We start from the raw sequence: 15794 nt of genomic DNA on the forward strand, positions 1-15794 counted from the left end.
ACTGAGGCACCAACAGCAGCAACCGCTCGATTCTCCCAGTCAAAGTCTTGTCGATTTGGGTTTCAGAGCGCCTGTGCAGGTGAGTGATTCATTGTGCCTAGAGGCAGGCTGCCTTGTCAATGCTGCCCGGATCCCTTTGCAAAGGCAGAAAAGGAATGCTCATGCCAACAACAGACTTTAGACGTGATCCCCGCAACATTGCTTCATCTTCAAGAACATTTTCTTCGTTCTACAGAAGGCACTCCTTGAGGCGAACTTCAAGACATTAAAGTCTGATTCTGTCGCTACTGGCTGTGGAAAACGAGCGCCTACCTGTGGAAAAACCACCCAAATCTGTGGAAAGCCTGTGGAATCAATGGGGAAAACTCCGCCCAAAGATAAGAATTGCAAAAAGTAGTTAAGTCGGAACTTTTTGAGTTTTTTAGCAAGGAGAGAAGAAGACGTTCCGCTGTATTACTCTCACTCGCTTCTACTTTTTGCTTTCCCTGACTCCCGTCCTTCTCCCCCGCTGTGCTAAGTTTGAACGGATTCGGAGTACGATTCTACAAAGCTTGATTACCATCTGAGGTTTTCTTAGCCAGTGCTCCAGGTTCCTTAGCCCTTAGCTTTGCGATATGAATTGGTGGCAACGCCTTAAGAAGAATCCTCTGGCTCGGTTGGGTGCGATTTTGCTGCTTGTCTTTTATGTGTCTGCAATTGCAGCCGAATTCATTGCTCCCTACAGCCCCTGCGATAGTGCATCCATACAACTACGTGCGTGCACTCCTCAAAAAGATGGCGCACTGTTGCCGCCGACCCAGATTTATTGGCGGGATCAGTCTGGTGCGTTTGTTGGTCCTCATGTTTATCCAACCACTCAAGGTCCAGTGGATCTGAAAACAGGCGATCGACAGCTTTTGGTCGATCGTAGCCAACCATCACCGCTGCGGCTGTTTGTAGCAGGAGACCCTTATCGCCTGTTTCAGCTCAAGCTACCGCTGCCCACACGCTTTTCTCTCACAGACCCTAAGTTTGATGAGGTAGAACTGCTTCCAGGCATTCCAGGCAATTGGCATTTGTTTGGTACGGCTGGACCAGGCAAGTTTAATTTGCTGGGCACAGACGAAGGGGCACGGGACCAGTTCAGTCGGCTGCTTTACGGCGCACGCATCAGCCTCAGCATCGGGCTAGTGGGCATCATTATTGCCTTTCCGCTGGGGATGCTAGTGGGCGGCATTTCTGGCTACTTTGGCGGTTGGGTTGATAGCGGCTTAATGCGCTTAGTTGAAGTGCTGATGACGATTCCCAGCATTTATTTGCTGGTCGCTTTAGCGGCTGTGTTGCCGCCAGGACTTAGTAGCGCTCAACGCTTTTTGTTGATTATTTTGATTACGTCGTTCATCCGATGGGCTGGCTTGGCGCGAGTGATTCGAGGACAAGTGCTGTCGATTAAGGAGCGCGAGTTTGTGCAGGCAGCGCGGGCAATGGGTGGACGATCGCTCTACATCATTGTTCGTCATGTGTTGCCCCAAACAGCTAGCTATATTGTCATTGCGGCAACGCTTTCCATTCCAGACTTCATCGTGGCGGAGTCGATTCTGAGCCTAATTGGGTTAGGTATTCAACAGCCCGATCCATCCTGGGGCAATATGCTTTCACTGGCGACGAATGCCTCCATTTTGGTGCTGCAACCCTGGCTGATTTGGCCCCCGACGTTGCTGATCATCCTTACAGTGCTGGCATTTAACCTGTTGGGCGATGGGCTACGCGATGCCCTCGATCCACGGAGTGTATCGCGCTAGGCTTGCGGGGCAGGGCTTACAACAGGATGCTGCCCGTAAAAGGGGAGGACCTCTGACCAATGGGGTTTTAGCCCCTGTTGTCGATCATGCTGCGCCAGTGCTAGAACGCTAGAGACAGACGTGCCCAAGCCGCCCGTTGCTTGAATGAGCTGGTATGGGCTTGTCCAGGCCGCAAGGGTCTGTTGCCAGTGGTCTAAACTCATCACGGCATCTGGAAGGAGCATGTGCAGTCCGTCGGAGGACGACTGGTAGATAGCGCCGAACACTTCACCCCGTTGTGCCAGCATTTGCACGGCAATGTTAGTGTGTTGTAGGCTCTCTACCTGGGTGGCTTGAGCATGTGCCACTGCTGCTAGCGTCGAAACAGCAAACAAGGGAAGTTCTAGCTGCTGCGCCAGAGTGCGTGCAGTGACAACACCCAACCGTGTGCCAGTGAAACCGCCGGGTCCCTGAGCAACCGCCACAAATGCTAGATCTGCCCAAGCTTGGGGTTGCAAAAAGGCAGCAAGGTGTACGTGTAGATGGGTAGACAGGTCGCGTCCGAGCTCCCAAACCTGCGATCGCGCATCACCCACAAAATTGTCGATCGCCAACCCTAACTCTGGGCTGGCTGTATGAATTGCTAAACCGTACTGTGCGGAGTCAAATTTCAAGGCTAGAAGCGTGATGGGATGATTTTAGGCGTTATGAAGCTGACAGTTTTCAGCTTTCGGCTGTCAGCTTTCAGTAATGAGTCCAGGGCTGGCGGTTAATGGCTGCTGACCGCTCTCCAAGTCCTACGGTTCAAGCATTGGCGACAATTGTCGATCGAGAATAGCCTGCCGAAAGCCCAACACCACGAGAATATTCGACAGTGTAAGAAACGATTCTGCACCACCATGGAGCCAATCGACATCTGCTAAATTGGCACCGTAAGCCGTTTTAGCGTAAAGCCCTGCTGGAATGGTAATGGCTACAAACACTAGCAGCGCGTAGAAGCCAATCAAGGCTAGCCGAGGCGTTTGACCAGAGCGCGTGAGAAACCAGAGAAAGCCAAGATAGGGGAAGAGCGAAACCGCAAACAGCGTTTCTTTAGCGATCGGAAAGACAGATGGCAGCAGCAGTAATATTGGCAATGGCAGTATAGCGTTGAGAGACGACGGTTTAGCTGCTGAACGCTGTGCTGCTGCCGATCGCCAGATCCACCAAGCCGCTACCATTTGCGTACAGTTGCCTACTACGGTCATCGAGGCTTGCAGCGTCACCAACCAGTCTAGAGAGGCAGGATTGTCAAAAAAGTGCCAGGTACAGGCACACATCGCGCTGACGAGAGCAGGCAGCATCGCGATTGATAACCCATACCACGCAGGGTTCTGGCTGACTTGACCATACGTCCAGATGAGCCAGAGGGCAGCAATCCATTCAACGACGCTAGAGATATGAATGATCCAGGTAGGAATAGAAAGAGCGTGCATGGGGGGATGAAAAGTAGTTTTGGCAAGCAGCAAGCCGTTAGCAATCAGCTATCAAGGCTGCACGTAGAGCAGTTCGCAACGCAAGAGAATAACGATTTCAGCCTGAACGCTACAGCTATAGCCTTTTACGGCACTGGTACATTCTGCTCTAGTGCTGACGGCTGATTGCTGATCGCTAATAGCTGCCTAACACTGTTTAAGCCCCGATCGCAGACAGAATATCGCTAGCGTGGCTCTCGGTTTGGATAGAGGTATAAACCTGAGCAATTTTGCCATCGCCGCCGATGATGTAAGTCACGCGCTGAGAGTAAAGCGTTCCGTTGCGATCACCCAATACATCGTACGCCCTGGTGATAGCCCCATCCACATCTGCCAACAGTGGAAACGGCAGGTTAAACTTTTCGGTAAACTGCTGATGCGAGGCTGAATCATCCATGCTGACCCCAAAGACAGTAATACCCTGGCTCAGGTATTGCTGGTAGTTGTCTCGAAAGCTACAGGCTTCTTTCGTACAGCCGGGCGTATCGTCTTTAGGATAGAAGTACAAGACAATAGTTTTGCCTGCATATTCAGACAGAGTGACAGTTTTGCCAATGGTATCTTTGACGGTGAAATTTGGAGCGGTATCACCCACAGATAAAGGCATACGATTACATTCCTTGCTGATACAGGATCATTTTGGATTGTAGTACCGATCGTGCTGCTTTGGTGCGTACCAGGTGGCATATAACGTTCTAAAACAAAATCACCACAGCTTGCAAAAAATTCTGTAGCATAAGATACGGATTCAATTTTCTGCGCCTTGATTCCGCCGCAAAGGGGTTATTTAGAGCTAGCACTAATAGCGGTTGAAGCAGTATGGCTACTGTGATCGTGCTTTTTGGCACTAGCAATGTCTGAGTGCCTCTGAATTCAGCCTCCTCACTCTGGCGCAGATGCTAACGAAGAACCATGAGACTTGAAACGGAATTTCGACTTTGCTTACAGCGACAAGGGCTAGAACGGCTATGGCAAGATGCCCTCGATCGCTCTGCTCTACCATCTGCGGCGCTTGTTAATCAACCTGCGATCGCAGCCTCAGTATGGGTGAAGCTCTTGCAACCGCCCAGTGCCTACAGCTCAGATGAGGCACTCTTGCTCTGCCAAACCGCTGACAACCAATGGCTTGCCTGGGTGCCTGACCACGGCGAAATCGTGCTGACGCCGGAACAATTTGAACCGCTTTTTGAGTAAGGGGTGAGGAGTGAGAAAATGGAGTCTTGAGTTTTCTTCTGCCTTCTGCCTTCTGCCCTTCTAAGAGCCACTCTTTAAATACTGCTGGACTTCTCGCAACACTTGCTTCGCGCCATCAAAGCTTAGTCGAGCGATCGCCTGCTCATAATCAGCCCAAACGTACGCCTGAATCTCTTTTTCCTGGCAGTGGACAGTTGCCGACTGCACCCAGGCAAGAAAGTAGATCACCGTTTTCTCAAACTTCTGCTTGCCGCGTGTGAACGGATACTGCTCGGAGAACGATACGCCATCTATCAGACTATAGTCTGCAATACCCGTCTCTTCTAAAAATTCACGGCACGCTGCTTGCAAAGCCGATTCACCTGGATCGGCGTGCCCTTTGGGAAAGCCCCAATGTCCGGCGTGGTGCTGAATGAGGAGAAACTGATTGGTCGTATCGGTATGCAGAATTGGGACAATACCAAAGGCTTCGTCCTTCGCGATCGTAGAATCAGCCATGCGCTTTTTTGACACTGATAAAACAATAGTGGCGAGAAATTTAATCTATTTTGACGCAAAAAACTACATCTGTGTCCTCTATGTTTCTTCCAAAACCTTTACTACGCCCGACGCCTACCGAGTGCCATCACTAGACGGCAACTGCTACCGCTTCCACCGCTTCCTGTCCATGCTTACGTAGCAGTTCCATCAGTTCATCCCGGTAATCGTGAAAAACAGCGTGGCGTTTAACCGCGTGACTGCGATCGGGCAACTGAATCACCATTTCCTTGCGTACCGTACCAGGACGCGCGCCTAGCGCATAAATCCGGTTCGATAAGAAGACCGCTTCTTCCACATCGTGAGTAATCATAAAAACGGTAATGCGGGTACGCTGCCAGAGGTCAAGCATAAACTCGTGCATGGCTTCTTTGGTATGCACATCAAGCGAGCCAAAGGGTTCATCCATCAGCAATACTTTTGGTTCAGAGGCAAGCGCACGGGCGATCGCCACCCGTTGCTTCATACCACCTGATAATTCCTTGGGCAACGCTTTAGCAAACTTTGACAGCCCTACAACATCTAAATAAGTGCTGGCTTTTTCTCGCCGCGCTTTTTTCGACAGCCCTTGCAGCTTCAACCCAAACTCAGCATTCTCTTGCACATTCATCCATGGATACAACGTGTAGTGCTGAAACACCATGCCGCGATCGGGACCTGGTCCCTTGACAATCTGGTTGTCGATTTTAACTTCGCCTGTAGTGGGCTTGTCCAATCCTGCAATTTGACGCAGCAGCGTTGATTTACCCGATCCTGAAGCACCAACTGCGCAGATAAACTCACCCTGCTCAATCAGCATATTGATATCCTTCAGCACAACCAAAGTGCCCTGTTTAGTTTCAAAATTTTTATACAGGCTGTTGACTTGTAAGTACATGGGTTAAACCTCTAAAGGGGAGGGATGAAAAGAAAGTTTTGAGTAGCACTTCGTGCCGCTGTGCTAGAGAGTTTTGAGTTAAAAAATTTAGCGGTTAAGGTTAAGCGCTACATGTTCCTGCCTTTTGCCTTCTACCTTCTGCCTTCTGCCTTTAAATCACCGCTTCTGGCTTGCCCAACTACAGGAAACCCGAAGTGCATACTGAAACAGCAAATCCAGCACCAAGCCGATGACTCCAATGACAATCAGCCCGACAAAGATTTCATCCGTTCTCAAAAAGCGACCGGCTACGCTAATACGACGACCGATGCCCTCGGTTGCCGCAATGAGTTCAGAAACAATCACTAACTGCCACGCGGCTGCAAGGTTGATTCGGCAAGCATCAATAATGCCCGGTAACACGTAGGGACCAATCACTTGTAACAGCGTCTGTAAGCGGTTACCGCCCAACATATACGTGGCTTCGATCAACTCTTTGGGCACAAATTTCACGGTGTCCATCACCATGAGAGAGTTGAAGAAAAAGACACCAATAAAGATCAGCATGATCTTCGGCTCTTCACCAATGCTTAGATACAAAATCAGCAGTGGAATGAACGCTGGTGCAGGCATGTAACGCACCAACCCAAAGAGAGGCTCCAACAGAGCGCGAATGCTGGCAAAGCTGCCCATTAACACGCCAAGAGGAATGGAGAAGAGTGCCGCTAAGGAAAAGCCAACTCCAACCCGCCACAGACTGGCGACCGTATCCTTTTGCAGATCGCCTGTACTCCAAAGTCGTTGAAACGCTTCGATGACATTTGCGGGAGAGGGCAAAAACTTTGGATCGATCACGCCAAAGGCAGTTACCAGCCACCACAGCACCAGCGGCAACAGGATTGAAGCCGTCATCAAACTCCAGGTCAGGGGAGCCGGAATGTCTTCAGCTAATCGCCAAAAAACGGTCGATCGCAGCGATTTTGCGGGTCTGCTAGAGCGGTCAGAGTTGATCGGGGTGCTGGATTGGCTCATGGGGAGGTTGTTGGTTGTTAGTTTCTAGTTGTTAGTTGTTAGTTGTTAATCAGAGGCAACCGCCTAAAGACTAAAAACCAAAAACTAACAACTATTTAGGCTTTCTTGGCTTTAGCGGCGTATGCCTTGACAAAGCGATCGTCAAACAGTTTGCTCAAGTCCGGCTTTGTTGTCACCAAACCAGCTTCATTGAGGAAATTAGTCATTTCTTGCGCTGCGAAGGTAAGAGAACCCATATCCTTACCGGGCTGAAACGCTTTTAAGTTGTCTTCAACAGTAAAAATCTTGGTGCCGTTTGCGTACTCCTTGTACTCAGCAACAGAAACCCCGCCTCGCTTCGCCATAATTTCGATCGCTTTAGCAGAATTTGCCTTGATATAGGCTTGTGTCTCAAACCAGGAGTCTACTAGCGCCTGCACCTGATCGGGCTTTGTATTCACAAATTGGCGGGTAAAGACAAGATGATCCGGAATGGCCCCTGGAAAGTCCTTCGAGCTAAACAGTTCCTTGCTGTTGGGACGTTTAAGCGCTTGAGTAGTAAAGGGTGCAAAGACGCCAACAGCATCAACTTGCCCTGCGACAAAGGCTGCTGCCGCTTTGCCTGTTTCTAGTGGTTGAAAGTTAATATCCTTCGGTCCCAAGCCTGCCTTCTTTAGCCCCAAAAGCAGTAAGAAGTGATCTACCGTGCCTTCTTCCGCCGCAACTTTTTTGCCCTTTAAGTCAGCGATCGAGTTAATACCTTCTCGCACAATGATTTTGTCGTTGCCCGTCGAATTGTCATTCACTAAAACCACAACCTGATCAGCACCACCAGCGACGGCGCTAATGGTGTCATTCAACGTTTGCGAGTTCGCGTCAATTTGTCCAGCAGTCAAGGTGCTAAGTGATTCTGTATAGCCATCGAACCATTTAAGATCAACCGATATTTTGTTTTTCTCAAAAATTTTTTCGTCTTGAGCCACCTGCCAGGGGAACCAACCAGGCCACGCGCTAAAGCCTAGACGCACACTCGCTGCACTGCCTGATGGAGCTGGCGTGCTGTCAGATTGGGTAGACATCTGGCTAGCAGGATTACTACAGCTCACAATCAACACTAGGCTGACGAGAAAAAGTCCAAGATTAGAAAGCAGCGATCGTAACTTCATTTCATTCCTTACAGAAAAACTAACCATTGACAAATTATTTTCGACCAGAAGAAAGGCAACATCAGCAAAAAGCCCAGAAGTACAGTCGCCATTGCACCTGGCTACCTGTTTCTCCCGGGCTTTGATCCCGCCGTGTAACTACCAGACAACTTTTATCAAAAGATGCCTTTTCAGCAGCTTGCCTCTCTCAGACCGATCATCTAAGCGAGGTGCTTAGACTGGAACCCTAGAGGCGGTTAAATTGTTTAGCCCCCTGATGACTTGCTACCTGACTGAACCGTTGCTCTAAGTACTCCAGCTCACTCAGAAAACCGTCAGCCAATGTCCCCATCAATCGCGTCAACACAGAGCCACTTGCTGAAAGCTCAATGCCAATAGCAAAGCCATGAGCTTACTTTTAGCAATGCAGATTAAGAAAAGATGTATCAAAGGTAACTAAATTGCCTCGATCGCTCACCGAACTCTCACTGATCAAGTTCAACCAGGTCTTGTGTTAGACAGCGACCTCTAGTTGTATATCTATGCGGGACGCAAATAAAACGCATACTATGGAGACAGCAAGCAACCTTAAACCTTTGCTTACTTTAGGATGCGCCTACTCCTACCTGGATTTTTAACAGCAAGGAGCTTTAACTGCGATGACTGCCACATCTAGCACTCGCAAAACAATTGATTACCCCGATCGCACCGTGTTGCGAGCAGAACGAGCGATGCGATGTGCGCCCTTTCAGCTCACGTTGTACACCACAATGGTGCAGCAAAGTGTTTCGTTAAACGCAATCACGGGGCAGGCTGGGCTGAAACATGGTTACACCCAGGCTCCTCTCTCTGAGCTAATTGCAGAGGCAGAGCTGCTCTGGTTAATTCAGGTTGGTCTACTACGGCGAGAAGTGGATGGACAGGGGTTAACAGACAGTTTTCGAGTCACACCGCTGGGTCGCCAACTGGTACAAAAATGGCAGGAGCAAGGATCTGTACGCATGACACCGACGTTCAGCGATCGCCTACACCATGTCTGGAATCGTTGGTTTCGGCTACCTATTTAAGTTTAAGGCTGAGAGATGAAGGAGGACCTGAACGCATTGGTGACCACTTATACGTTGCGAAGCTCTAAACAAAACAACTCTAGTAGTTTTTCATCCCTCAGCCTTCATCCTTTATCCTTCACAACGTTTCAAGGGAATCTTGCATGAAAGCCATTATGGTCGTGGGCACCACGTCTCACGCAGGAAAATCGCTGTTAACGGCTGCCATTTGTCGTATTCTCAACCGTCGCGGCTGGCGAGTGGCACCGTTTAAAGGGCAAAACATGGCGCTTAATGCCTATGTCACTGCTAGCGGTGGTGAAATTGGTCACGCTCAGGCAGTGCAGGCATGGGCGGCTGGGATTTCTCCCTGGGTTGAAATGAACCCTATTCTACTGAAGCCGCAAGGCGATATGACCTCCCAAGTCATCATTAAGGGCAAAGCCGTTGGCAAAGTGGGAGCCGCAGAGTATTACGAAGAATATTTTGATATGGGCTGGCAGGCGATCGAAGAATCTCTGCGTCGCTTAAGTGAAGAGTTTGATCTGTTGGTTTGCGAAGGCGCTGGCAGTCCGGCAGAAATTAACCTCAAGCATCGCGATCTCACCAATATGCGGATCGCCAAGCATTTGAATGCGCCCACGATTCTGGTTGTAGATATCGATCGTGGTGGTGCCTTTGCTCACGTTGTAGGCACGCTGGAACTGTTAGATGACGATGAGCGTGCCCTGATCAAAGGGGTTGTCATCAACAAGTTTAGGGGACAGCGATCGTTGCTCCAATCTGGCATCGACTGGCTGCAAGAGCGCACGGGTATTCCCGTCATTGGTGTGATTCCCTGGTTAGATCAGAGTTTCCCAGCCGAAGATTCATTAAGCATCATTGACGGTCGTGCCAGCAATCCCACTGCCGACCTTAATATCGCTGTCATCCGCTTGCCCCGCATTTCAAACTTTACTGACTTCGACCCACTGGAGGCAGAACCTACAGTTTCAGTAAAATACATCAACCCGAAACAACCGTTGGGTTACCCTGATGCGGTGATTATTCCTGGCTCCAAAACGACGATCGCTGACCTCATCGTGCTGCATAAAGCTGGCATGGCAGAAGAAATTCAGAACTACGTCGCAGCAGGCGGCACTGTGCTGGGCATCTGCGGCGGCTACCAAATGTTGGGCAAAATCCTGGCAGATCCAGAAGGCATCGAAGGGCAGGAAGGACGCTTTAAAGGGCTAGGGCTACTTCCGCTGAAAACCGTCATTGCTGGACAAAAAATTGCCCGCCAGCGACAGGTGACCTCCAATTTTCCGCAAGAAGGGCTACCGGTCGCAGGTTATGAAATTCACCAGGGCAGGACGCGCCTCATTGAAGGCGAAACGATCCAGTTGCTCTTTGATGATCCCAATCTTGGCGTAGTGGATGAAACCCAGTCAGTTTGGGGTGCGTATCTGCACGGCATCTTTGACAACGGTCCCTGGCGACGTGCCTGGCTCAACCGTTTACGCCAGCAGCGCGGCTTAAAGTCGCTGCCAACCGGCGTACCTAACTATCGAGAACAGCGCGAACTGATGCTGAATGCCCTGGCAGATGCCGTTGAACCGCACTTGAATCTTGCAACGGTTTTACCACAGAGTCATTAACTGGTATCAGTAATCCCGCTTAGCACTAAGAGATTAGCTTCTTTTGGAGCTTTGAGCAGGGTTACCTTACCTTAGGGTTGGCATCGCCTTCGCTGTTGACAAAAACGGCTGACCGGTTGAAAAAAGGCTTTACCGCGTTGGTACTGTCCACCAGGCGAGGGCATACGGCTGAATAGGGTTATTGACCTGACGGTGAAACTGGACGCGGATTTTGTAGCGTCCCGTAGAGGGCACTGGATGAAAGAGATGCTGCACACTATCGACATCACTAATGGATGACCATAGGCTTTGCTTGATATCGTTGTCATCGGCACGCATCAGGTAGAGAGTCAGCGTGTTTAAACCACGATCGCGAAAGCTTTCTTCCAAATCAAACTCCCCGTTGTTGTTTTTGTCTACCAGTTCCACCAGGCGATGCCACACTAATGTCGCTGAAACATAGCTGCCCTTCTGTAACGGCTTCTCCAGCACATAATCCTGAAACAGTGGTGCTTCTGCTTCTACGTTCTTAGCCTTCATCCCTTCGCCTTGAACCGTTACTCCGACCGTGCGATAGTCCCACCCAATCGCCGGAACAGTTGTTTCTGGGCTGTATTGTCCGGCGCTAAACTGCTGATAAGCGCGAAAAGCATTGAGTTGCCCGACCCCCATTTGCGTGTTCAGCGGCAGGCTACGATCGCGGTACGCATCTGACTCGACCCAACTACGATTGTTTTTGTCAAGAATGGTACGGCTCATGCCAAGCGCTAAACCGTCGCCTGCATCCTGAATTTTATCGGCTGAGTTAAGCAAGACAGCTTTCATTACCTGTGCCCGCCGAGCATCTAGCGTCCAGGGCAGGCTGCATCCAGGCTGTTTGCAACTAACGCGCAGTTGGCGATCGCCGTACTCTTGCAGCAGCGCTACCGTTGCCGTCACATGGGGAGCCGCAAAACTGGTGCCGCTGGAGGTCGTCAAATTCCCATTTAGCGCCACGAGGCTTACATCATTGCCAGGAGCCACTAGCCCGATCGCGCGTCGAGCACCCACGTTTGTTTCAATGCCTGCGATCGCCGCCCCCGACCCTGACGCATCGCCTAAATTGGCAAAATCCAGCTTGCGAAAAATCCCTTCCAGCCGCGTCGTAAATGCAACGTTGATGCCGTTAAAGTTGTCGGTTGGAATCGAAATGCCGCCCTTGCCCTGGTTGCCAGCAACAACGTACAGCACGTTGTGAATGCGGGTAGACCAGTCGATGCACTGAGTCAGCAGTGCGTTGCCGTCTAGCAGTGGGTTGGGGCGTGGATCTTGACGTAGCGCTTCGCCAAAACTGAAGTTAATTGCCCGGACATCACCGCCATTCTGCTCTGCTATGTACTGCGCTGAAAGACATTCTTCGGGTTGACCGTAGCGCTTAGGCGTGCCCGCCGCTGATGAATACAGCCGTGCACCCGGAGCCACACCCCGCAGACCTTTCACAGCGCCAATCATAATACTGGCAACATGTTGCGCGTGACTGTCAACGTTCGTGTTGATGCGGGCAGGCGCATCGCGAAAAAACACCCGCGTCAACGGCACAGCCTGATTTTGGGTTACTGCTTTGTCAACACCAAACTGACCAGGACGACCAATTTCTACCTGCCCGATCGCAATTTTGCGCCCAATTAAGTTGTAAGGGGGAGCGTGCAGCCGCAGTGCATCAATACCAGCAGCACCCACCGAGCTTGACTGCAAAAAGTCATTAGTTCCTGCTGTTGCGCTTAGGGCGATCGTACTTAGCGCGATCGTGCTGAAGCCTCCAGCAACCCAGGTCAGCGGTCTCAGAAGGTGTTGGCTAAGAGCAGGTTGCCTCAAAACTTGCCGCCGCATCACGAAGGTTTCTCCACAAGATGAGGGACTTGAATCACAGTTTGTTAAACTAACTACAATACAGCGCTGCTAGGAGAACCACCCAGCCATGACCCAAACGCCATCCAGTCAAAAACCGATTGTCATTGCTCCCTCGATTCTATCAGCCGACTTCAGCCGTTTAGGTGAAGAAATTCGCGCGATCGACGCTGCCGGGGCAGATTGGATTCATGTCGATGTGATGGATGGTCGGTTTGTTCCTAATATAACGATCGGACCGTTGATTGTAGAAGCAATTCGCCCCGTGACGCAGAAGCCGCTCGATGTCCACCTGATGATTGTGGAACCAGAAAAGTACGTTGAGGACTTTGCGAAAGCCGGAGCTGACCACATCTACGTCCACTGCGAACACAATGCGTCGCCGCACCTGCACCGCACGTTGGGACAAATCAAAGAACTGGGCAAGAAAGCAGGCGTTGTACTGAACCCCGGTAGCCCGCTCGAACTCATCGAACATGTGCTGGATCTATGCGATCTGGTGCTGATCATGAGCGTCAACCCTGGCTTTGGCGGACAGAGCTTTATCCCTGGTGTTCTGCCTAAGATTCGTAAGCTGCGCCAAACGTGCGATGAACGCGGACTTGATCCCTGGATTGAAGTTGATGGTGGCTTGAAAGCTAACAATACCTGGCAGGTTATAGAAGCAGGAGCGAATGCGATCGTCGCTGGTTCTGCTGTCTTCAATGCACCCGATTACGCTGAAGCAATCGCAGGCATCCGTAACAGCAAGCGCCCCACTCCGGAGTTGGCAACGGTCTAGAACCTGTCCATTAATGGCACAACGAAACGAAGAGAGAGGGCGATCGCAGTACGATCGCCCTCTCTTTTAACATCATCAACCAATTAGCTTACTGAATCAGTTAGTCTGCTGCGGCATAACAACTCTCTTTGCCAGACCCAGACGTTTGAGAACAGCGATCGACCACCAGGTCATATCAATTTCCCACCATTTCAGCCCTGCTTTTGCCACATTGGGGTAAGCATGGTGGTTATTGTGCCAGCCTTCGCCATAGGTCAGAATGGCTGCCCACCAAAGGTTGCGGGAGTTATCTTCAGGCTCAAAGGTGCGATAGCCGCTCATGTGGCTTGCCGAGTTAATTAACCAGGTGCTGTGCCAGAGCAAAACGGCTCTTAGAAACACACCGTAGATGACAAACGACCACCCGCCCAGCAGGTAAAGCGTTACGCCTACAGGCACCTGAAGCAACAAAAAGTAGCGATCTAAAAAGCGGTAGAACGGATCTTTATCAATATCTGGTGCAAACTGCCGATACGACTCGCGATCGAAAAAGCGTGCTTGCGGGTAGAACAACCACATCATGTGGCTCCACCAAAAACCCTTCTGAGCAGAGTAGGGGTCTTTTTCGTTATCTTCGGTGTACAGGTGGTGCATCCGGTGTCCAGCGACCCAAAAGGTTGGACCACCCTGTAGCGCCAGGGCACCAATGAGCGTAATCGTCCGTTCCAGCCACTTGGGCACCTGAAAACTACGGTGCGTTAACAGACGGTGGTAGCCCAGGCAGATGCCAATACTACCGAACAGCCAGTGGAGAAAGATAGCCGTCCCCAATGCCGACCAGGAGAAAAACCACGGTGCCAATAGAGCCAGTGCGTGAAACGCTCCAAAAAACACCACATTTACCCAACTGAGGGCTAGCGGCTGCTTACTTTCGGCAGCAGTTTCAAGAGAAGTAGAAGTCATGAAAGTCCTTTGCGAGATGACCAAAACAAACCAGTTTCCGACGAGGCAATCTTGGCAAGCTAGCTCTCTAGCAACTGTCTTTCAGGACAACTGCCCTCCAGTAGCGAGACGCTCCGCAACGATGAGCCAGTGGCTCGTTTGCCAAAGAAACGATTACAGTAGAAGAATGCAAGTGTTACTTACACCTGTAGCCTAACAGCGAACTCTAGATATTGCAAGTGTTACTTACATTTTGCCCATGCCTGCTCAACGAAACCCAACTCGACAGCGTTTAATACATGCCGCGTTAGAGTTGTTTGCCGTTCAGGGTGTAACCGATACCACCACGCGCCAAATAGCGGAATTGGCGGAAGTTAATGAAGTGACCTTATTCCGCCATTTTGGTAACAAGCATGGGCTGCTGCTGGCAGTGATTGAAGATGCTGGCGTTTTCGCCGATTTAGGACAAACGTTGATCCGGCAGGCAAATCAGACTAGTAGCATTTATCAGGCGCTCAAAGACTACGCAACTGCCTGTTTAGCCGCGATCGATCAGGTGCCTGCGGTAGTGAGATCGGTCGTTGGCGAAGCAGGGCAATATCCCGCTAAAAACCGAGAGGCGATCGGGCGAGGCTTTACCCAGGCAAATCGCTATGTTGCCAAATATTTTGAGACGGTAATCAAGCGGGGACAGCTTAACACCCATCTTCCCGCTGAAAAGCTGGCGAGTTTACTTAATGGCATGTTGCTAGGCTATGCCGTCATTGAATTTACCAGCGAATTTCACCAGCTTTGGCACGATCGGGACGATTTTCTAGAGAATTTGGTGACCCTGTTTTTGCAAGGAGCAGTGTCGCCTTCATCAGACCTAACGCCAGCCTTTTCAGGTCTTGTCCCCTTTGCAAATCTAGAGGTACTAGAGCCTGCAATAGTCACCGAACCGATCGCCGATTTACCTGCGCCCTTAGTCCATGCCCTTTTGCAGCGTGCCAAAAAGCTAGGGCTACAGGAGTATGCGATCGTCTATGTTCTGTTTGGTGCTGGGTTGAGTCCGGCAGAGGTAAGCCACCTGGAGCGATCGCACCTTAGCAGCGATCCGCATCAGCAAAGCCTGCACATCACTCAAGGAGCAATGCGCCAGGTGCCTGTCAATCAATGGATTATGGGCAAACGCTACGGCTCCTACACGCGCAACCCCCTGACTCAATGGCTCCGAAGCCGCAAGGACAATCAGCCAGCCATGTTCTTGAACCAGGCAGAGCAGCCACTAGCAGAAAGTGAACTGCGCCAACTCTGGCAAACTGTCGCGGAGGGCTTGCTGGCACCAGATGGCAACCCGCCTGCGATCGAGCAAGCCCAGCAAACCTGGTGCATCGATCTACTCATGCGAGGCATCAGCTTGATCGATCTACGGCTACTTACTGGCTGGGATGCTGTCAAGCTGCAACCTTATGCTGCTAGAACAAGAGAAAAAACGGCACTGGAACAAGCAATTCGTCTCGATCAAAAGGCATAGATTAGAA

At 50.7% G+C, this 15794-nt stretch carries 15 protein-coding genes and 1 pseudogene; 6 read left to right on the top strand and 10 right to left on the bottom strand.

Going from position 1 to position 15794, the window contains the following annotated elements:
- Nucleotides 1-614: 614 nt before the first annotated feature.
- Entirely contained in the window at nucleotides 615-1781 is a 1167-nt protein-coding gene (locus H6F86_RS27940) for an ABC transporter permease (RefSeq protein ID WP_190453632.1), read from the top strand.
- Here H6F86_RS27940 and tsaB read toward each other — a convergent pair.
- From tsaB to H6F86_RS27955, 4 genes and pseudogenes are all read right to left on the bottom strand, one after another.
- Nucleotides 1778-2434: a tRNA (adenosine(37)-N6)-threonylcarbamoyltransferase complex dimerization subunit type 1 TsaB gene (gene tsaB, locus H6F86_RS27945; protein WP_190453635.1), complete on the bottom strand. Its 657-nt coding sequence runs from the start codon at nucleotides 2432-2434 to the stop codon at nucleotides 1778-1780. The two genes, H6F86_RS27940 and tsaB, sit on opposite strands and share 4 nt — an antisense overlap.
- Before the next feature lie 123 nt (nucleotides 2435-2557).
- Nucleotides 2558-2860: a DUF3593 domain-containing protein gene (locus H6F86_RS27950; RefSeq protein ID WP_347241337.1), complete on the bottom strand. Its 303-nt coding sequence runs from the start codon at nucleotides 2858-2860 to the stop codon at nucleotides 2558-2560.
- An 87-nt stretch (nucleotides 2861-2947) separates the two neighbouring features.
- Nucleotides 2948-3235: pseudogene (locus H6F86_RS32585) on the bottom strand (DUF2499 domain-containing protein); the annotation flags it as partial.
- 196 nt (nucleotides 3236-3431) lie between these two features.
- Nucleotides 3432-3881 (bottom strand): peroxiredoxin, encoded by a 450-nt coding sequence (locus H6F86_RS27955; RefSeq protein ID WP_190453637.1) that lies wholly within the window; start codon nucleotides 3879-3881, stop codon nucleotides 3432-3434.
- Between the two features lie 305 nt (nucleotides 3882-4186).
- On the opposite strand from H6F86_RS27955, the gene H6F86_RS27960 reads away from it, so the two are divergent.
- On the top strand, nucleotides 4187-4468 hold the full coding sequence (locus H6F86_RS27960; protein ID WP_190454475.1) for a hypothetical protein: 282 nt from the start codon (nucleotides 4187-4189) through the stop codon (nucleotides 4466-4468).
- Between the two features lie 60 nt (nucleotides 4469-4528).
- Here H6F86_RS27960 and H6F86_RS27965 read toward each other — a convergent pair whose 3' ends face one another.
- From H6F86_RS27965 to H6F86_RS27980, 4 genes are all read right to left on the bottom strand, one after another.
- Nucleotides 4529-4966 carry an NUDIX domain-containing protein gene (locus tag H6F86_RS27965; protein WP_190453640.1) on the bottom strand — a complete coding sequence of 146 codons (438 nt, stop codon included), beginning with the start codon at nucleotides 4964-4966 and terminating at the stop codon, nucleotides 4529-4531.
- Nucleotides 4967-5096: 130 nt separating this feature from the next.
- Entirely contained in the window at nucleotides 5097-5882 is a 786-nt protein-coding gene (locus H6F86_RS27970; protein WP_190453643.1) for an ABC transporter ATP-binding protein, read from the bottom strand.
- 156 nt (nucleotides 5883-6038) lie between these two features.
- Nucleotides 6039-6893, bottom strand: coding sequence for an ABC transporter permease (locus tag H6F86_RS27975; RefSeq protein WP_190453646.1), 855 nt, complete (start codon nucleotides 6891-6893; stop codon nucleotides 6039-6041).
- A gap of 95 nt (nucleotides 6894-6988) precedes the next feature.
- Complete coding sequence (locus H6F86_RS27980; RefSeq protein WP_190454387.1) at nucleotides 6989-8038, bottom strand: ABC transporter substrate-binding protein; 1050 nt, start codon at nucleotides 8036-8038, stop codon at nucleotides 6989-6991.
- 638 nt (nucleotides 8039-8676) lie between these two features.
- Here H6F86_RS27980 and H6F86_RS27985 point away from each other — a divergent pair.
- Nucleotides 8677-9084, top strand: coding sequence for an Npun_F0494 family protein (locus H6F86_RS27985; protein ID WP_190453648.1), 408 nt, complete (start codon nucleotides 8677-8679; stop codon nucleotides 9082-9084).
- A gap of 143 nt (nucleotides 9085-9227) precedes the next feature.
- Nucleotides 9228-10703: a cobyric acid synthase CobQ gene (gene cobQ / locus H6F86_RS27990; RefSeq protein ID WP_190453652.1), complete on the top strand. Its 1476-nt coding sequence runs from the start codon at nucleotides 9228-9230 to the stop codon at nucleotides 10701-10703.
- Nucleotides 10704-10832: 129 nt separating this feature from the next.
- Here the strand turns inward: cobQ and H6F86_RS27995 are convergent, their stop codons facing one another.
- A complete protein-coding gene (locus H6F86_RS27995) occupies nucleotides 10833-12551 on the bottom strand; it encodes a S8 family serine peptidase (protein ID WP_190454391.1) in 1719 nt (572 codons plus the stop codon).
- Nucleotides 12552-12639: 88 nt separating this feature from the next.
- Between H6F86_RS27995 and rpe the strand changes: the two genes are divergently transcribed.
- Nucleotides 12640-13350: a ribulose-phosphate 3-epimerase gene (gene rpe, locus H6F86_RS28000; RefSeq protein WP_190453655.1), complete on the top strand. Its 711-nt coding sequence runs from the start codon at nucleotides 12640-12642 to the stop codon at nucleotides 13348-13350.
- Between the two features lie 96 nt (nucleotides 13351-13446).
- Here rpe and H6F86_RS28005 read toward each other — a convergent pair whose 3' ends face one another.
- Nucleotides 13447-14292 (bottom strand): fatty acid desaturase, encoded by an 846-nt coding sequence (locus H6F86_RS28005; RefSeq protein WP_190453658.1) that lies wholly within the window; start codon nucleotides 14290-14292, stop codon nucleotides 13447-13449.
- Nucleotides 14293-14530: 238 nt separating this feature from the next.
- Between H6F86_RS28005 and H6F86_RS28010 the strand changes: the two genes are divergently transcribed.
- Nucleotides 14531-15787: a TetR/AcrR family transcriptional regulator gene (locus H6F86_RS28010; protein ID WP_190453661.1), complete on the top strand. Its 1257-nt coding sequence runs from the start codon at nucleotides 14531-14533 to the stop codon at nucleotides 15785-15787.
- Nucleotides 15788-15794: the final 7 nt, after the last annotated feature.

Source organism: Phormidium sp. FACHB-592, assembly GCF_014695795.1.
Taxonomy (GTDB): Bacteria; Cyanobacteriota; Cyanobacteriia; order Leptolyngbyales; family Leptolyngbyaceae; genus Stenomitos.